Here is a 17,511-nt window from a genome sequence, read left to right as displayed (position 1 = left end):
ATTTATCATGCTGTACGAACGGTTCGGAACGAATCCGCGGCTGGGCGAGCTGCTGCAAGGCGTCGACACCTTTGCCCCGATTCCGAAAATCGACGACCGGCAGGCGTGGGAATCGCTGCTGCCCGAATCGCGGCGCACCTGGATCGAGCTGGCCGAAACTTACAAGGATTTTGCCTGGCCGGCAATCAAAGTGTCCGACTACATGGACTTTTGGCGTACCGGGGACATCGGCACACGTTCGAATGCCGTCTTCGAGCGGCGCAGCGCGCTCGGCATTCTGACGATCGCCGAATGCATGGAGAACGAAGGACGGTTCCTCGACCCAATCATGAACGGCGTATACGCCATCTGCGAAGAAACGACGTGGACGCCCCCGCTGCACCGGCTGCACTGGAAGGTGAACATGGACGAATGTTTGCCGGACGAGTCGGACCATATGGTCGAGCTGATTACGGCGGAAACGGCCAAGCTGCTCGTTTGGGTGCGTTACTTGCTCGGAAGCCGCTTCGACGCGATCAGCATGCGCATCGGCGAACGCATCGTCCGCGAGGTGCGCGGCAGGCTGCTGCTGCCGTATTTGGCCCGCGACGATTACTGGTGGATGGGTTTTCTCGAAGGGGTGCGCGTCAACAACTGGAACCCGTGGTGCAACGGGGCGGCGCTGACCGCTTTTCTGCTGCTGGAGACGGACTCCGGGACCAGGGAAGCCGGCATCCGCAAAATATTGCGCAGCCTGGACGCGTTCGTCCGCACGTACCCGGCCGACGGCTGCTGCGACGAAGGACCGTCTTACTGGAGCTCTTCGGGCGGCGGGCTGCTCGATTGCCTGGAGCTGCTGCTTCTTGCCTCCGAAGGCCGGATCGACGCGTTCGCCGAACCGATCGTGCGGGATATCGGCGCCTATTTGTACAAGGTGCATATTCACGGCCCCTTCTATGTGCCGTTCGCCGATTGCGACGCCAAAGCCGATCCGGGGGGCGACGTCGTCTATCAATACGGCGTGCGCACGAATGACGAAAGCTTGAAGCGGCTCGGCGCCAGCCGGCCCAAAAGCGGTCCCCCGCGCATCCATATCTGGTTCGGCATGTATGGATACTTGCGCGATTTGTTTCATGAGCGCGAGCGGCTGGCGCATGCGCTGCTCGCACCGTATGTGCGCGAAGCGTGGCTCGGGGAAACGCACGTGATGACGGCGCGCGAGCGGGAGGGGACGGAGGCGGGCCTGTTCGTGGCGGCCAAAGGCGGCCACAACGCCGAGTCGCACAACCACAACGATGTCGGAAGCTTCGTCGTGTTCGCCGACGGGCTGCCGCTGCTGATCGATCTCGGAACGGAGGAATACAACCGCCAAACGTTCGGCGCGGACCGGTACGGCATCTGGTACATGCAGTCGCAGTACCATAATTTGCCGACGGTGCGCGGCGTCATGCAGGCGGCGGGAGCGTCGTTCCGCGCCAAGCGCGCCGAATTCCGCAGCGGCGAAGAAAGGGCCGAAGCCGCGTTCGACATTGCGGCGGCGTATCCCGCGGAAGCCGGTATCGGCGCCTGGAGGCGTACGGTTCGGCTCGTGCGCGTACCGGAAGCGGCCGTGGAGGTAGCCGACGAGTTTACGCTTGCGGGCGAGCCGGCCGGCGTCTTTTACAGCCTGATGACGCCTTGTATGCCGGAGCTGGCCGGCGAAGGGATCGTCCGGCTGCGTTACGCGCCCGATCGCACTGCGCGAATTCACTACGATGGCAAGTCGCTTTCGGCGAGGATCGAGCCGGTCGAATGGATGGAAAGCCGGCTGCGCCGCAATTGGGGCGACAGCATGTACCGCATCGTGCTGGAGGAGCGAACCCCGGTGTCCGGCGGAAGCCGCCGCATCGCCGTAACGCTGGAACGGTAGCTGCCGGCTCGATCGTCACAAGGCACGGATTAGGCGAAGGGGGATTCAAGTATGGAACTATCGATCAAGCTGGAGCGGCCGCTGCAGCGGTATATTGGCTCGATTCGCTGCAGCCGTCTCGGCGGGCAGGAACCGGCCATCGCCGTGACGTACCCGCAGCCGGACGCGGCGCATGTGTCGCTGTCGTTCGACTTGCCGGCGGATACGCCGCAGGACGACTGGCGCGTCGCGATCCGGCCGGCGTTTGCGCCGACGTTTCATTGGGCGCCGCATCTGGCGCCGACCGACGCCCATGTCATCGACCAGCATGCGTTCCGGTCGCCAGCGCTGATCGTCCACGACGGCAGCCGGCTGCTGACGGTTGTGCCCGACCCGGAAGCGCTGGCGGCGATGCCGGCGCAGTCCGCGTCCGGCGCCGCCGACGCGCCGCGCTGGTACATGGACCTGGATGCGCCGAACAACGAGCTTACGCTTGGTATGACCGCAACCGCGGTGAAGGAGCATGTGCTGTTCGAGCGGCGCGAGGGCGCGATTTTTCCGGCGGGGCGGCTGACGTTCGGCTTCTACCTGTTCGCCGGCGAAGACGCGAAGGCGATCGCCAATCCGTGGCGACGCGTGCTGTCGTTCCTGTGGGACGGCTGGGGACGCGCATTGTTCGCAGCCGGCGAGCCGCTGCGCGGCCCGCTCGAAGCGTACGCGCGGCATGCGTACACTTGGGCGTTCGACGGCTGGGGCGAGGCCGTCTGGCAGCAATTCGAGCTGGACGGTCGTACGGTAGGCGCGCCGGTATTCATCGTCAACGTGACGCAAAGCCCGAATTATCCCGGGCCGGTCAACGAGCGGGAATTCCGCTCGATCTGGAACCAGGCGTGGTTCAGTTCGTTGCGTTCGGCTTCGGGGTTGTACCGCTACGGCAAACGCACCGGCAACGACGCTTGCGTGCAGCGGGCGCTGATGGCGAAGGAGCTGGCGCTGGCGGCGCCGCAGACGAACGGGCTGTTTCCTTCGGTAATCGCCGCGGAGATGGAAACGATCGAGACGGATGGCCGTACGCTCAACCGATCCAAAGGCTGGGACACCCGCTACTGGGGCAACTCGAACCGCAATCCGTTCACCTGGGACGTGAAAAAAGCGCCGCTGCACCTGCTCGACATGAGCTGGACGTGCCTGTTGATGCTGCGCTGGTACGAGGAGCTGGAGCGGGACGAACGGCTGCTTGCCTACGCGGTCCGTTATGCGGAATCGCTGCTTGCCGTGCAGGACGAGCAAGGCTTTTTCCCCGGCTGGCTCGATCCTGACACATTGGCTCCGAAAGGCGATCTCGACGATTCGCCGGAAACGTCGATGTCGGTTACGTTTCTGCTCATGCTGCACGGCCTGACCGGCGAAACGCGCTACCGGGATGCCGCGCTGCGCGCGATGGCGGCGGTTGCCGCGTTCGTCGTGCCGACCGGCCGCTGGGAAGATTTTGAAACGTATTATTCGTGCTGCCGGTATGGCCACGACTTGCTGCTCGGGCGCAAGGCGGAACGCAACAACATGTACAAACAGTGCAATTTCTCCATGTTCTGGACGACGGAGGCGCTGCTCGAATGTTATCGCGAGACGGGCGATGCGGCTTGGCTGCAGCTTGGCAGGCGCGTGCTGGACGAACTGCTGATGACACAGGCGTCGTGGCAGCCGCCATATATATTCGTGCCGGCGCTTGGCGGCTTCGGCGTCATGAACGCCGACGGCGAATGGAACGACGCGCGGCAAAGCCTGTTCGCCGAAACGATTATCCGTTACGGACAGGAGCTTGGCGAAGAGGAGTACGTGCAGCGCGGGCTTGCGGCGTTGTACGCTTCGTTTGCCCTGATGTATTGCCCGGAGAACGCGGCGGTCAAGACGCGCTGGGAAGCGGCGTGGCCGTTTTTCGGCGAACGGGACTACGGCTTCATGATGGAAAATTACGGCCATGGCGGCAGGACGCGCGCAGAAGACGACTACATGGGCGAGTTTACGATTTTCGACTGGGGCAACGGAGCGGCGGCCGAAAGCTACCTGCGCATTTCCGATCACTACGGCGAAACGTTCGTCGAAGGGAAACGGCCGCGTTGATCCGACCGGTTCCTCCGCCCGATAGCCCGCTGTCGCAACGCACCGCAAGAAGTGATAAAATGGTGCGTAGGACAAGAAAGGCGGGGAAGCGATGGCACATGCGTTCGTAATCGAACCGAGCGAATACGTCCCTTTCGAAAACGAAACGGAGCAGCTCGACAAATGCAAGGCATGGGGACTGCTGTCGGAGAAAGCGGTCAAAACGAAATCGTTCGCCTATAAAGGCGGCGGCTTGAATCTGGCTTGCCAGGTGGTTGGCTACGTGGACGCGATTACGGCGGTCATCGCGTTCGACAATGACCAGAAGCATTGCATCCATCCGTCGTTTCTGAGGGAAATGCAGGCGGCGGGGTACAGCCAGCGGCTTGCGTCGGCGGCCGAGAAGCCGGCGGATGCCGAGGAAGCGGAAGCGGAGCGGCCCGGAGCGCAGAGCGAACAAGCCGAACAGGCGGAGGCGCTGGCCGAGGCGATTGCCGAGGACAATGCGGACGCGGCTTCGGAACAGGCCGAGGAAGCGGCGTTGCCGGCTGCAGCGGCGGACGAGGTCGAGTTGCGGAAGCCTTCCGCGGCGGCTCCGACTTCGTCGGCAGCGGATGCGGACGCGGGCAAAACGAAAGGCAAGCCGAAGAAGACGAAGCTTCAACTGCCCGAGGACAAAGTGAAAATGACCGCCACCGTGCAAGGGTTTGCGATGGTGCCGAATCATTTTACGGAAACGGACGACGAAGTCGTGATTTACGAAGCGGTGCGCATCGAGGAACCGGAAACGGACGTCGGCGCCGCCTGGTCAAGCCACAGCGCCACGCTGAAGAAGCTGGAGCTGGCGGTCGGCGACAAGCTCGCGTTCGAAGCGAAAATTGCCGCCAAGAAGCTGACGAACCATCCCGTACCGTACAAAATCAACAACCCGTCGAAGCTGCAGAAGCTGTGACGGCAAGGAAAGGCAAGGGGCCTGGCGGCGATGTTCCGCTCGGCCCCTTGTCCGCGTTCAGATCTCGTAAACCGACGCGCAGAACTGGGTCAGGCTCATGCCCGTTTTTTTCTTGAACATTTTGCCGAACGCATGCACGTCGCCGTAGCCGACCCGGGCCGCTATTTCGCCGAACGACAAGTTCGATTGCAGCGCCAGCTCCTTCGCTTTGGTAATCCGGGCGTGAATCAGGAACTGGTGCGGCGTCAGGTCGAACGTCGACTTGAACCGGGCAATGATGTAGTTCCACGAAAGTCCGGACATGCGCTCCAGTTCAGCGGGAACGAGCTCCCGCTGCGGATTGGCGAGCAAATGGTTGCGAATTTGCACGATGCGGGCGATCGTTTTCGATTGGCTTGCGGCCGGCGCCGATTCCGGCGCTGTGCGGCTTGCCAGCTCCGACAAAATGTGCAGCAGCAGCCCCTGGCAGGCGAGCTGGTTGCGCAGCCCGGGCAAGTGATACTTGGCGACAAGCTCGGCCAGCCGATGCGAAACGGCATGGTTCGCATAATTGCCGAAGTGATGCGCCCCCGCGAACAGCTCCTCCAGCGGCACCTGCGTATCGGTAAAATGAAACACGACGGTGATCGACAGGAAGTCGCGGTCCTCGATCGTGCGGATCGAATGCCGTTCGTAAGGGCGGTACAGCACGATGTCGCCTTTGGCGCAGCGGTAAGACCGGCCTTCGACGACGAACTCGCCTTCGCCGTCCAGCACGTAATTCAGCGCGTATTGCTTCAGCACCCGGTTGTCGAAGCCCCAGCCGCGCGGCGCGTTGAAAATATGGGCAAGCGTAATATACGGGGCAAAATGGTAGTCCCGCAGCCGTTCGATCGTCTCCTGCGGGGCGAGCGCGGCGAGGTCCGGCTCCAGTTCCTTCGTCAATGCGGCCACTCTCCTGGCGATAACGCGTTGTCCTTATTATAGACTTGCGGCGCTTTTCCGGCAAAAGGCGGGCGGTAGCGGCGGCGTGGCGTTGGATCGCATACCCAAGGAGAAATAGGCCATGGAGAGTGGCTTATTTGCTTCCTTTGGGCCCCCTCATCGAAAATAACCAGCGAAAACACTGGCTATTTGAACCAAACGGCCTCAATCCGGGCAAATGTTCACGAATAGCCAGCGAAATCACTGGCTATTTCTTGGCGAGAGCCCCTTTTTGGCGAAATAGGTCATAAAAGATGGCCTATTTCGCCATTCCCGGCCAAACCCGGCTCAGCTCCGCTATGCCGCTGTCGATTTGCTCCGAGGCGACGCCGCCAAAGCCGAGCATGACGGTGGAGGAAGGAGCTTTCTCCGCCTCCAGCTCGTAAGTCGACACCGGATAAACGCGGATGCCGATCGCCGCCGCCCGTTCGATGAGTTGCCCTTCGCACAGCGGACCGCTGATCCGCAGCAGGATGTGCAGCCCCGACCCGTCGCCGATGACGGTTGCCCGGCTTCCCAGATGCGTTTTGACGGCGTGCAGCAGCAGGCCGTGTTTTTTTTCGTACAGGGTGCGCATTTTGCGCATGTGCCGCTCGAAGCCGCCGGAGCGCATGAACAGGTGCAGCGTATGCTGCAAAATTGGCGACGCCAGCTGATCGTAGCTGTGGCGGCCATCGCAAAAGCGGGCGAGCAACGGCGCGGGCAGCACGAGGTAGCTGATGCGGAACGATGGCGTCAGCGCCTTGGAGAACGTACCGACGTAGACGACCCGTTCGCCGCTCGGATCGAGTCCCTGCAGCGACGGCACCGGTTTGCCGTAGTAGCGGAATTCGCCGTCATAGTCGTTTTCGATAACGATGCCGCCCGTTCGCGCCGCCCAATTGAGCAGCTCGTACCGTTTGCCGATGGAAAGCACCATGCCGTACGGGAATTGGTGCGATGGCGTAACGTAGACGGCCTGCGCATCGGTATCGGCAAGTCGGGCCGTTTCGATGCCGTCCGAAGCGAGCGGAATCGGCGCCATCGCGAATCGATGCTGCTCGAACGCCGCGCGCACGCCGTCGTTGACCGCCGCTTCGGAGGCGATGCGGCTCACGGCCGGCTTCAGCAGCTGGCACAACAGGTCGAGCGAATGGTAGGTGCCGGCGCCGACGACGATCTGCTCGGGCGTGCAGCGGACGCCGCGCACCTGGTGCAGATAGGCGGCGATTTCGGCGCGCAGCTCGGGTTCGCCTTGCAAGTCGCCGTAGCGGAACAGGCGGCGGTTCGAGGCGAGGAAGCTTTCGTTCATAAGCCGGCGCCACTTGGCGAACGGGAAATGCTCGAGATCGGTATGACCGTAGCCGAAATCAAGGCGGACGGGCGGCGCGTTGCAGCTGGCTGCGCCGGGGCTTGCGCCTGCGGCGGCGCCTTCGATCGCGGTCGGTTCCTGCCGCGGCGAGCGCGGGCTCCAGGCAGGCTGCCCCAGCGGCGCCACGAACAGCCCGCTGCGCGGCTTGCTGGTCAGATAGCCTTCGGCCAGCAGCTGCTGGTAAGCGAGCTCCACCGGCGTCCGGCTCAAGCCGAGGTATACCGACAGCCGGCGGATGGAAGGCAGTTTGGCATCCGGCGCGATGCGGCCGGCAACGATTTCCGCGCGGATGTAGGCGTAAATTTGTTCGTACAGCGGCGTGCCGGACCGTTCGTCCAGAACGGGCGTCAATTCCATGGTCGTACCTCCATTGAGCCGCCGGAAAGGGGCCCTGCGAATCGTCGCAGTTGCAAGTCGCGGAAGAAGTGAATCTTATTGGTCAAACTGACATTTGGAATATTGCCAATCTGGTTATTTGTAAAAAGTCAATGATGCATTACCGTAATGCTAACAAAGGAATTCGTTTTTGAAAAGGGGAGGGAACGGCATGAACCATTGGTCTTACGCCGCCGCCGGCGTCGACATCGATGCGGCCGACGCGGCGAAGCGGAGCATGGCGGCCGGCGAGCTGCAGCACCCGCTGGTGCTGAACCGGCACGGCGCCTTCGCCAGCGTGCTGGCCGCCGACTTTGCGGGCTATCGCGAGCCGGTGCTGGTGATGAAAACGGAAGAACCCGGCTCCAAGCAGGCGCTCGCCTTGCAGCATGGGCGACTGGAATCGATTGCCCAAGATCTCGTGCACCATCTGCTGAACGACATTGCCGTCATGGGCGCCCGGCCGCTCTATGTGCAGGACGCGATCCTGTGCGGCAAGCTCGAGCCCGGCGCGGTGTCCGCGCTGGTGGCGGCGATCGCCGCCAGCTGCCTGGAGCATGGCTGCGCGCTGACCGGCGGCGAAACGTCAGAGCAGCCCGGCGTGCTGGCGGCAGGCGCCTATATGCTGACGGCCAGCGCCGTTGGCGTTGCGGAGCGGGACGAAGTGATCGACGGCTCCGCGATTCGCGCCGGCGATACGGTGCTCGCGCTCGCCGCGAACGGCCTGCACACGAACGGCTACTCGCTCGTTCGGGCGCTGCTTGCCGCGCAGCCGCAGTTGCTGGAGCGGGAAGTGGACGGCGAGCCGCTGCTCGAGGCGCTGCTGCGTCCGCACCGCAGCTATTTCCCGCTGCTGCAGGGCAAGTTCGGCGACCGCCGTCTGCACGGGCTTGCGCATATTACCGGCGGCGGCATTGCCGGAAACTTGCGACGCATCCTCCCGGCGGGGCTCGACGCCGCCGTAGATGGCGCCCGCCTGCAGCCGCCGGCGCTGTTCCGGCTGCTGCGCGACGCCGGACAGTTGGCCGAAGCGGACATGCTGCGCACATTCAACATGGGTGTCGGCATCGCCGCCGTTGTTGCGCCGGAGCTTGCCGCCGAGTGGATACGCGAACTCGCGGATGGCGATTGCCGTGCCTGGCCGATCGGCACGATTGTGAAGGGAACCGGAGACGTAATCGTTTCGGGGAGAATCGATTGGAGGGACGAACGATGATCAATCCGCATATTGCTGCGATGGCAGCTTACGAGCCGGGCTTTCAGCCGCCGGCCGGACAACGGACGCTGAAGCTGAACGCGAACGAAAATCCGTATCCGCCGTCGCCGCTCGTGATGGATGCGCTGCGCGGCATTACCGAACGGGAGCTGCGGCTGTATCCGGACGCGGACTGCGCCGAGCTGCGCCGGGAGCTTGCCGCGTTGCACGGCGTCGACGAGCGGAACGTGCTGATCGGCAGCGGCTCGGATGAACTGATCGCGCTGTTGTTCGGCGCGTTCTTGTCCGCCGGCGATACGGTTGCCATGCCGTATCCGACATTCACCCGGTACGAGTCGGTGGCTGCGATGCACGGCGTACGTTGCCGGTACGTGCCGACGCGGGACGATTATAGCGTCGATGCGGAAGCGCTGCTGGCGAGCGGCGCCAAAGCGCTGGTGCTCGTCAATCCGAACGCGCCGACCGGGCTGCTGCTGCCGCCGTCTGCCATGGCGGACATTGTGGCGCGGTTCGCCGGACTGGTCGTTGTGGACGAAGCGTATCTCGATTTTGCCGGGGAAGACGGCGAAGAGGCGTGGTCGGTTACCGAGCTTCTCAACAGGCACCATAATCTGCTGGTGCTGCGCACGTTTTCCAAGTCGTACGCGTTGTGCGGCGCCCGCGTCGGTTACGGAATCGGCGGCGAAACACTGATTGCCGCGATGCACAAGTGCAGGGGCAGCTACAACGTCAACACCGTCAGCCAACAGCTCGCGCTGGCTGCATGCCGCGATCGGTCGCACATGCTGCGTTCGGCCGACGCCGTAAGGCGCACGCGGATTCGGTTTGCCGCGCAGCTGTGCCGGCTCGGATTCGACGTGGTCGGCCCGTCGCAAACGAATTTCCTGCTGTGCCGTCCGCCGGGAGGACGAGCAACCGCCATCTGCGCCGAGTTGGCTGCGCGCGGCATATACGTGCGCCATTTCGACGCGCCCCGGCTCGCCGACATGCTGCGCATCAGCATCGGCACCGATGCGGAGATGGACGAAGTGCTGGCGGCGCTCGAAGTACTGGTGTCGTAGACGGAGGGGCGAAGTCAAAGGCCCTCCCTCGCGGATTTCAGTCGAAACGATCTGTTTCGGCTGCATCCGGCCAGGAAGGGCCTTTCGATTACTTCGCTTGTTCGTATTCCCGCAAAACCTCGATCTCCCGCGGAAGATGAACGTCGAACGGCTCGAAACCGATCCATTCTCCGCTCACATAACCGTCGTACGACGCGGCTTGCAGCAGCCGAATGAGCGTCAGATGGTCGAACGTTCCTTGCCCCATCGCTTTGAACTCGAGTTGATTCGTATCGGGATGATGAATGCCGTCATGCACATGCACATGCCGCAGCCAGGGACGGACGATGTGAAAGCTGTCTTCGACCGAAACGCCGGCATAACGAACCGGGTGAGCGATGTCCCAGTTGATGCCGACCGCAGGATGGTTGACGGCGGCGGCTACTTGCGCGGCAAGCCGCGGGTCCGACCAGGCGTCGTGGGTTTCCAGGCAGATCGTTACGCCGCACGCTTCCGCTTCGGATGCGCATGCGGCCAGCGAATCGACGATGAGCGGCATCGTTTCGTCGTGCGTCACGCCGGGCGGCAAGTCGCCGCCGAATACCCGGATGCGCGGGCAGCCGATATCGGCGGCAAGCGTTATGGCCCGGATCGTCTCGCTGACGTTGTCCGCCGCTTTCGCCGGATCGGCGAATTTGCAGCCGGTTGCGAGGCAGCATATTCGGATGCCGCTGGTTTCGGCCGCTTGCCGGAAGGTACGGCGCTCTGCGGAATTGGCCGCATATTCGATGCCGTGGCGATGTCCGACATTCACCCGCGGCTCGATTCCGGCGTATCCGAAGCTCCTTGCTGCGGCCAGCATGTCAGGCAGCGACAATTCCGGGCTGGAGAAGCTCATGAAGGCATACTTCAGTTTCCTGTTCAAAGGGCCTCGCTCCATTCGCTTGGGGTCGCACGATGCTCCATTATCCGATATCCGCGCAGCGGCGATTCGCCGCCGACAAGTAGATGGCGTCGGTAATTTGCTGGATGAGCAGCGCTTGCTCCAGCGTCGTGGCAGGCGGCCGGTTGTTGATCACGGCGTCGGCGAAATCCCAAAGCACCCCCGTATGCAGCACTTCAAAATCCTCGTCTCCGCTCCAGATGACCGAAGAGCGTACGCCGTCCAGCGGATTCGTTTCGTTGTACACGATTTTTTTGCCTTCGCCCGGCATCATGCGGAAGAGCAGGGAGCCGTGCGTACCGATAATTTCGCTCGTTTCGTCGCGCGATGCGGACGTAAATTCGCCGCGCTCCAGCACAATCGTTTCCCCGCCTTCGCAGGAGATGAATGCCGTCACATGCGTCTCCGCGTCCGTTTCCGGCGCGACCCTTGCATTCAGATGCGGGGCGACCTGCCACGTCTGGGCCAATACCCGCACCGGCTTCAGCCGCCAGCCGGTCAGGCCGAGCATATAGTCGAGGTCGTAGCTGCCCCAGTTCATCATAATGCCGCCGCCGTTGACCGATTTGTTCAACCGCCAGAAGGGCGGGGCGGTTTCGGGCGCTTTGCCCGCGGGCCATACGCCGCGGGTGCGCAGCATACGCAGTTCCCCGAGCTCTCCGGAAGCGATCCGCCTCCGCAGCAGCTCGCCCGATTCGTAGTAGCGGAACCGCGAGGAGCAGCAGCCGACAATGAGCGACGGATGCGCTTTTTGGGCGTCGATTAACTGTTGCACCTCACGGGCGTTCATGCCGGCCGGCTTTTCGATCAGCGCATGTTTGCCAGCCGCAATCGCTTTGAGCGCCAGCTCCGTTTTGCCTGCGGCCGGTACGGCGAGCACGACGGCTTCTACCTCGGGATCGGCGAACATCTCGTCCGCGGTTGCATATACCTTATCCGCTCCATACAGCGCCGCAGCATCCCGCGCCTGATCTTCCCGCAGATCGGTCGTTCCGACCGTACGAATGGATAGCAATGCGGCGGCAGACTGCAAATGCTTGCGTCCGATGACGCCGGTGCCGACAACGCCGATTCCGACTTGTCTCATTGTGTACCTCCCGTGATGATTATGTTGTCTTGCAGAAGATCGTCCGGCGAACGAACCGGCGATAGCTGGCCGAATGGCGGCAGTGCGGCAACGCCGAACGGTGCGGCAAGCAAGCTGGACAGCCGGATGCGGCCTTCCCGGATGTCGAGCGTGGGAAAGCCGGCTTCGTGCAGCCGGTACAAATCGCCGTGATGCTCGAGCGTCTGCGCCTTTATATCGGGCGGGAACATGCTCAGGCCGGCAAAATAATGATGCCCGTTGCGTTCGACATGACGGATGCCGAGGTTCGCCATCACGGTCAAATCCTGCAGCAGCGCCACCGGGCCGACGTTGCCGAGATCTTCGCCGCTGAGCACGAATCTCGTGCCCGCTTCGAGATTGTTGCGCCGGGCGAGCAAGCAGGCGCCGGCGATTCCTTTGATGATGCCTTTGCAATTTTTGTGACTGGCGCCGGCATACCCGAGCGCAAGCGCGGTCGTCAAATCGCCCAGCGTTCCGCCGGATTCGTCGATAATGACCGGCGGCCGGCCGCGCCAATCCCGCAGCGCTTCGCCCGCAGCCGCCTGCAATGCCGCATCGCGCCGGACAGGCTGCTCGACGAACAGCAGCCGCTTCATGAACGCGGCGAGCTCCTGCCGGCGGCTCAATTGCTCCCAGAACATGCGGAACGGTTCGATGGCGGCATATTGTTCGTTGCCGTCGAGCGTAAAGGCGAACGATTCAAGCCCGATCCGCGCGAACAGGGCGGCGATTTGGGCAAGCCGGGCGAGATCGCGTTCGCCGTCGCCGCACAGTTTGATTTTGAAATAAGACAAGCCGTACCGGGCGATGCACGATTCGAGCGATTGGGGCAGCCCGTCCGTTACCCGTTCCGCATCCGGTATATCGTCTTCGCCGAGCGGGTCGGTCAAGCCGACGGTATGGCGGACCGCCGCTTCCGTCAGCGGTTGTTCCGGAAGCAGCTCCGCCGGCTGCAGCCCCTTCAGTTCGTCGTACAAGTCGCCAAGCCGAATGCCGAATTCGTTCGTTCGCAGCGCTTGGCCGAACGTGAGTTGCTTCATCCTGCAGAAGGCGTCGATCACCGCACGTTCCACGAGGCTGACGCCGAATCCCGACAACAAGGGAGGATAGCCGTGCCGCTCCTCCGCCCACCTCGTCTGCAAGGCGGCGACTTCGCGCCACCAGCCATAAACGGATTCGGCTTCCACTTGCTGCGCGAAATGGGCGGCTTGGCGAATGACGCGAAGCATGTCTGCCAAGTCGTCGCGAAACGTGGTCTGCGGGTGTTTGGTAAACCATTTGGGCGGCAGTCCGTCAGCAGCGACGCCGGTTTGCCGCTTCCCGTTCGACTCGATGTCGGCGCGAACGAATACATGCGGCAGTGAAGTCAGTTCGGCGATGCCGTATCGAAACGGCATTCGTGCGCGCATGGGCAGCACATAAAGGCTGATCCGGAGCACTTTCATCAAGTTCACCACCCGATCAAATTGGCTTGCGGCTGTTTACCAGGGAGCTTTTTTGCCTTCGGGCAGATGTTTGTTTAAATTTTCTAAATATTGCGAAATTTCCGCCTGCACATCCTCGACCGTACGATGGTCGTCCTGCAGGAAATGGTCGACCCACTTTTTGCCGTACCGGACATGATTCATTTCATCCGACCAGTCGACGTCGGCGAACAGCGTAGACAACACGTCGCCTTGCTCTTCATAGTAGCGTGTCCGCACCGACTTGCGCGGCATGAAGAAGATTTCGAGCCCGAGCGTCAAATAACAGTAGCGGTGCAGCAGCGGCATGTTGCGCGATTGCTCGAACAGCATCATGTTCGCTTTGTCCGGCACGACGCCGTGCTCCAGCAGACGAATCGCGCCGAACTCGGAATGGCGCACTTCGTCCCAGAAATGATGCGCGATGTCCATAAAATATTGCCTGGGTGCCGAAATCCGCCAGGAGTCGGCAATGACGCTGGCCGCAATGGCCGCCGCATACAGCTCGTTGAAATACACCTCAAACTCGCCGATGCACCGCTCCCTGAGCGGCAATGCCAGCTTCGATTCGTAGCTGCCGAACTCGTCGCCGCGGATTCGTTCGTCGAATGTCATCGGCACCGTCCAGTCGAAGCGCTCGTTTCCGGGACGGGGCAGCAGGGCGCCGCTTCTGCTTTCGCTGCAGGCAATACCGCCGGCGGCATCGAACAGACTGCCGAGGTACAAGCCCCACGCGTTGCCCGGCTCCTCGGCGGAAGCCGGATTGACGCTGCCGAATGCGGCGATGTCGGCGATTTCCCGCTCTACGTCCGCCAGCAATCGGTGCAACAGACGAATTTCCGTCGCATTCGCCGCGGGGTTGGCCGCTGCGAGGTAAGCGCGGTAAACGTCGGCTTGCCTGCGCAGCACAACGGCGAGGCCGGACATGAAGCCCCGTTCGTCCGGGGCGTGAACGATCTCTTCGCCGGCGCGGTCGAGCGCGGGTTCGATGTTGGCGTCGCGATGGCCGCCGCGCATCTCTTCGAGCCGGCCGGTCAGCTCATGGGCCCGTTCCGCGTGCGCGTACAAATAGTAGCCAAGCTTGATTTTCGCTTCCCAGGCCGGGACGCGTAGAAACCATCCCGCAAGCGCACGAACGCAGCTTTGCTCGACATAAGCGAAACGACGGAACAGCTCCACCGTTTTGCCGATTCCGAATCCTTTCGCAGCCTGATTATCCGCATACACCGGTATTGCATTTGCCATAGCCGCCACGCTCCTCATCGTTTATCGTATTGCTCCTGCTATTGCCGCCTCAGCCGCGTTCGCCTCCGGCCGCTTCCCAAGCCCGCTCGAACAATCGCTTGAACACAAGCGCCTGCTGCCAGCGGTCGGACAATTCGCGCTGCCGGTCGGTCGATCCGTCGCTCGTCATCGAGTAGGGCGGAGGCCCCAGTTCGGGCAGTACCGGCAATATATCGCCCGGTCCGGCTTGCTCCAGCCAATAAGCCATGCCTTTGCTCCACAGCTGCTCGTAAGCCGGAACCAGCGGATGCTCGCCGTTCGGACCGATGTCGATTTGCACTTGCTGACCGCTCGACACTCTGCCGTGGATGCACGAGGTGCGCCGCAGCAGCCGATCGAACAGGGCGAGCGCTCGCGCGTCGAATTGCTCCATCTCGCCGGCAATCGCATAGTGCGACAAATCGATCGTCAGCCGCAAATCCGGAATCGCCTCGACGTAACCGGCCGTTCGTTGCGCATCCTGCGTCACCCGTCCGCGGTGCGTTTCGACGAAGAACGGGATTCGGAATCGGGCGGCTTCTTCGATCATGCCGCGGATCAGCGTTTCCGCCGCTTCTCCGGTAACGAAGCTATCCATAATATGCGCATTGACAAAATCGACGCCAAAATCGGCGGCTTGCCCGAGAGCGGCCCGCAGCTCTTCCCGCGTGGCCGGAAACGTATGCACGCCGAAGCGAAACTTGTATTCGTCCAGCAGCTTGCGCCATACGCCGGCCGTTTCCAGGGGCTGGATCCGGCCCATAATGCCGGCAAATCCGGCTTTGGCGATACGGGCGAACTTTTCTTCCATCGTCCATTCCCGGTCGCGATCGCCGACGCCGATCATTCCCCACCACGTCTGCAGGATGGCAAGACGAGGCGTATTCGCCGATCCGTCGTTTACATTCATGGATTGTTCCTTCCTCCATTCTGCTTGAATTGGGGATTCCAGTCACCCTTTGAGCGCTCCAACCATGACGCCTTTGACAAAATATTTTTGCAGGAACGGATAGACGAGCAGAATCGGCAGCGTCGCCACGATAATCGTCGCGTATTTGATCGTTTCGATAATTTGAATGCTGTCGTCCATGCCGCCGCCGGTTTTCATCGATCCCGTCGTATTCGCGATCAGAATTTCCCGCAGAATGAGCTGCAGCGGAAACAAGCTGCGGTCGCGCAGGAACAGGGAGGCGTAGAACCAAGCGTTCCATTTCTCCACCGCATAGTACAAAATCATCACGGCAAGCACGGGAAGCGACAGCGGGACGATGATGCGCAGCAAAATGGTAAAATGGCCCGCGCCGTCCATTTTTGCCGACTCCTCCATGCTGTCCGGGATCGCCTGGAACGAGGTGCGCATGATGATCAGGTTGAAGGTGTTGACCGAGGCGGGGATGATGAGCGCCCACAACGAGTCAAGCAAACCGACACTCTTGACCGTCAAATAATACGGAATCAATCCGCCGTTGAAAAACATCGTCAAGACGATGAAGAACAGAAAATAACGGTTCCAGTATACGTTTTTGCGCGACAAGACATACGCGGCGACGGTAGTCAGCACGATGTTGACGGCGACGCCGAAAACCAGAATGAACAGCGTGTTGCCGTATCCCGTCATGATGTTGCGGTTGGAGAAGACGGACCGGTAGGCGTCAAGATGGAAGCCGAACGAGTGCAGCAGCAAGCCGCTATGCGAGATCAGTTCGTTCGCGTCGCTGACGGAAGCGAGAGCGATGTACACCATCGGGTACAAGGCGGCTGCCGCCAGCACGCCGAGCAGGGCGTAAATGACCGTGTCGATCGTACGGTCCGGCCAGCCGTATCGGTTGTTCATGTCGTCGGCTCCTTCACGAATGACTTACCACAGGCTGTGGTTGTTGATTTTGCGGCTGGCATAATTGGCCGCGACCAGAAGCGCCAAGTTGAGCGCCGAATTGAACAGGCCGACGGCGGCGCCGAAGCTCCAGTCGAATTCGATCAGCCCTTTGCGGTACACGTAGGTGGAGATGACGTCCGACGTTTCATAGATGGCCGGATTGTACAGCAAGATAATTTTTTCGAAGCCGACGTTGAGCAGATTGCCCATTCGCAGAATGAACATGATCACGATGGTCGGCATGATGCCGGGAATCGTGATGTGCAGCAACTGCTTGAAGCGGCCGGCACCGTCGATTTTGGCGGCGTCGTATTGCTCCGGATCGACGGCCGACAGCGCAGCCAAATAAATGATCGATTCCCAGCCGACCCGCTGCCAAATTTCCGACAGCACATAGATCGGGCGGAAATATTCCGGATGCTGCAGCATCGCCGTGTCATCGCCGGTGAAGAAGGCGACAGCTTCGTTGACAAGTCCGCCGCTGTTCGTAAAATCCCTGACGATCCCGCAAATGACGATGAGCGAAATGAAGTAAGGCATGTACGTGATCGACTGCACCCATTTTTTGAACCTGCGATTGTGCAGCTCATTCAGCAGCAGTGCCAGGATAATCGGCGCCGGAAACTCGAATACAATCGTATACAGGCTTAGCAGCACTGTATTCGTGACGGTTCGGCCGAAATAATAACCGCCGAAAAAGTCTTTGAAATGCTGCAGCCCCACCCAGTCGCTCTGCCAAACGCCTTGAGCCGGCGAATAATCCTTGAAGGCGATGACGGCGCCGTACAACGGCGCATAATGAAAGACGAAGTAATAAACGAGCACGGGCAGAATCATCGCATAAAGCATCTTGTTTACGGCAAAATCCTTCGCCAGCGCATGCGGCCTTTTCCGTGGCGGCTTCGCTGCGGGCGGCATTGTCGCGGACGGTTTCATTCGCGGCCCTTCTTTCCGGTGCTGCTGCTGGGAGTAACCGCAGGCGCGCAGCGGGGGC

General features: G+C 61.6%; 14 protein-coding genes. 5 read left to right on the top strand and 9 right to left on the bottom strand.

Features of this window, described 5'->3' with window-relative positions; translation table 11 throughout:
- The first annotated feature begins 7 nt into the window (after positions 1 to 7).
- The 3 genes from EXY20_RS28315 (at position 8) to EXY20_RS28305 (ending at position 4,919) form a co-directional block, all read left to right on the top strand.
- Positions 8 to 1,888: a heparinase II/III domain-containing protein gene (locus EXY20_RS28315; protein WP_167859580.1), complete on the top strand. Its 1,881-nt coding sequence runs from the start codon at positions 8 to 10 to the stop codon at positions 1,886 to 1,888.
- 51 nt (positions 1,889 to 1,939) lie between these two features.
- The gene (locus EXY20_RS28310) at positions 1,940 to 3,988 is read left to right on the top strand and encodes a hypothetical protein (protein ID WP_207671348.1); all 2,049 of its coding nucleotides are present in this window, start codon (positions 1,940 to 1,942) and stop codon (positions 3,986 to 3,988) included.
- 91 nt (positions 3,989 to 4,079) lie between these two features.
- Positions 4,080 to 4,919 carry a hypothetical protein gene (locus EXY20_RS28305; protein WP_135555541.1) on the top strand — a complete coding sequence of 280 codons (840 nt, stop codon included), beginning with the start codon at positions 4,080 to 4,082 and terminating at the stop codon, positions 4,917 to 4,919.
- 57 nt (positions 4,920 to 4,976) lie between these two features.
- Here EXY20_RS28305 and EXY20_RS28300 read toward each other — a convergent pair whose 3' ends face one another.
- Both EXY20_RS28300 and pdxR read right to left on the bottom strand, forming a co-directional pair.
- Complete coding sequence (locus EXY20_RS28300) at positions 4,977 to 5,843, bottom strand: helix-turn-helix domain-containing protein (protein ID WP_135555540.1); 867 nt, start codon at positions 5,841 to 5,843, stop codon at positions 4,977 to 4,979.
- A 298-nt stretch (positions 5,844 to 6,141) separates the two neighbouring features.
- A complete protein-coding gene (pdxR, locus tag EXY20_RS28295) occupies positions 6,142 to 7,590 on the bottom strand; it encodes a MocR-like pyridoxine biosynthesis transcription factor PdxR (RefSeq protein ID WP_135555538.1) in 1,449 nt (482 codons plus the stop codon).
- A gap of 190 nt (positions 7,591 to 7,780) precedes the next feature.
- Here pdxR and purM point away from each other — a divergent pair, with 190 nt between their 5' ends.
- Entirely contained in the window at positions 7,781 to 8,824 is a 1,044-nt protein-coding gene (gene purM, locus EXY20_RS28290; RefSeq protein ID WP_135555537.1) for a phosphoribosylformylglycinamidine cyclo-ligase, read from the top strand.
- Entirely contained in the window at positions 8,821 to 9,885 is a 1,065-nt protein-coding gene (gene hisC / locus EXY20_RS28285; RefSeq protein ID WP_135555535.1) for a histidinol-phosphate transaminase, read from the top strand. The genes purM and hisC overlap by 4 nt, the downstream gene beginning before the upstream one ends.
- Positions 9,886 to 9,973: 88 nt before the next feature.
- Here hisC and EXY20_RS28280 read toward each other — a convergent pair whose 3' ends face one another.
- The 7 genes from EXY20_RS28280 to EXY20_RS28250 are packed head-to-tail and all read right to left on the bottom strand — an operon-like array spanning position 9,974 to position 17,453.
- Complete coding sequence (locus tag EXY20_RS28280; protein WP_167859579.1) at positions 9,974 to 10,789, bottom strand: sugar phosphate isomerase/epimerase family protein; 816 nt, start codon at positions 10,787 to 10,789, stop codon at positions 9,974 to 9,976.
- Positions 10,790 to 10,829: 40 nt separating this feature from the next.
- Positions 10,830 to 11,894 (bottom strand): Gfo/Idh/MocA family protein, encoded by a 1,065-nt coding sequence (locus EXY20_RS28275; RefSeq protein WP_135555531.1) that lies wholly within the window; start codon positions 11,892 to 11,894, stop codon positions 10,830 to 10,832.
- Positions 11,891 to 13,360, bottom strand: a complete 1,470-nt coding sequence (locus tag EXY20_RS28270; RefSeq protein ID WP_135555530.1) for an enolase-like domain-containing protein — start codon at positions 13,358 to 13,360, stop codon at positions 11,891 to 11,893. Before EXY20_RS28270 ends, EXY20_RS28275 begins: the two co-directional genes overlap by 4 nt.
- A gap of 36 nt (positions 13,361 to 13,396) precedes the next feature.
- Positions 13,397 to 14,623 (bottom strand): hypothetical protein, encoded by a 1,227-nt coding sequence (locus EXY20_RS28265; RefSeq protein ID WP_135555528.1) that lies wholly within the window; start codon positions 14,621 to 14,623, stop codon positions 13,397 to 13,399.
- A 49-nt stretch (positions 14,624 to 14,672) separates the two neighbouring features.
- On the bottom strand, positions 14,673 to 15,551 hold the full coding sequence (locus tag EXY20_RS28260; RefSeq protein WP_135555526.1) for a TIM barrel protein: 879 nt from the start codon (positions 15,549 to 15,551) through the stop codon (positions 14,673 to 14,675).
- Positions 15,552 to 15,593: 42 nt separating this feature from the next.
- A complete protein-coding gene (locus EXY20_RS28255; RefSeq protein ID WP_135555525.1) occupies positions 15,594 to 16,475 on the bottom strand; it encodes a carbohydrate ABC transporter permease in 882 nt (293 codons plus the stop codon).
- A gap of 24 nt (positions 16,476 to 16,499) precedes the next feature.
- Positions 16,500 to 17,453, bottom strand: a complete 954-nt coding sequence (locus tag EXY20_RS28250; protein WP_135555523.1) for an ABC transporter permease — start codon at positions 17,451 to 17,453, stop codon at positions 16,500 to 16,502.
- Positions 17,454 to 17,511 lie beyond the last annotated feature (58 nt).

The organism is Paenibacillus cymbidii (genome assembly GCF_004764705.1).
GTDB classification, from domain to species: Bacteria; Bacillota; Bacilli; order Paenibacillales; family NBRC-103111; genus Paenibacillus_AN; species Paenibacillus_AN cymbidii.
This window is presented reverse-complemented; position numbering and strand designations above follow the sequence as displayed.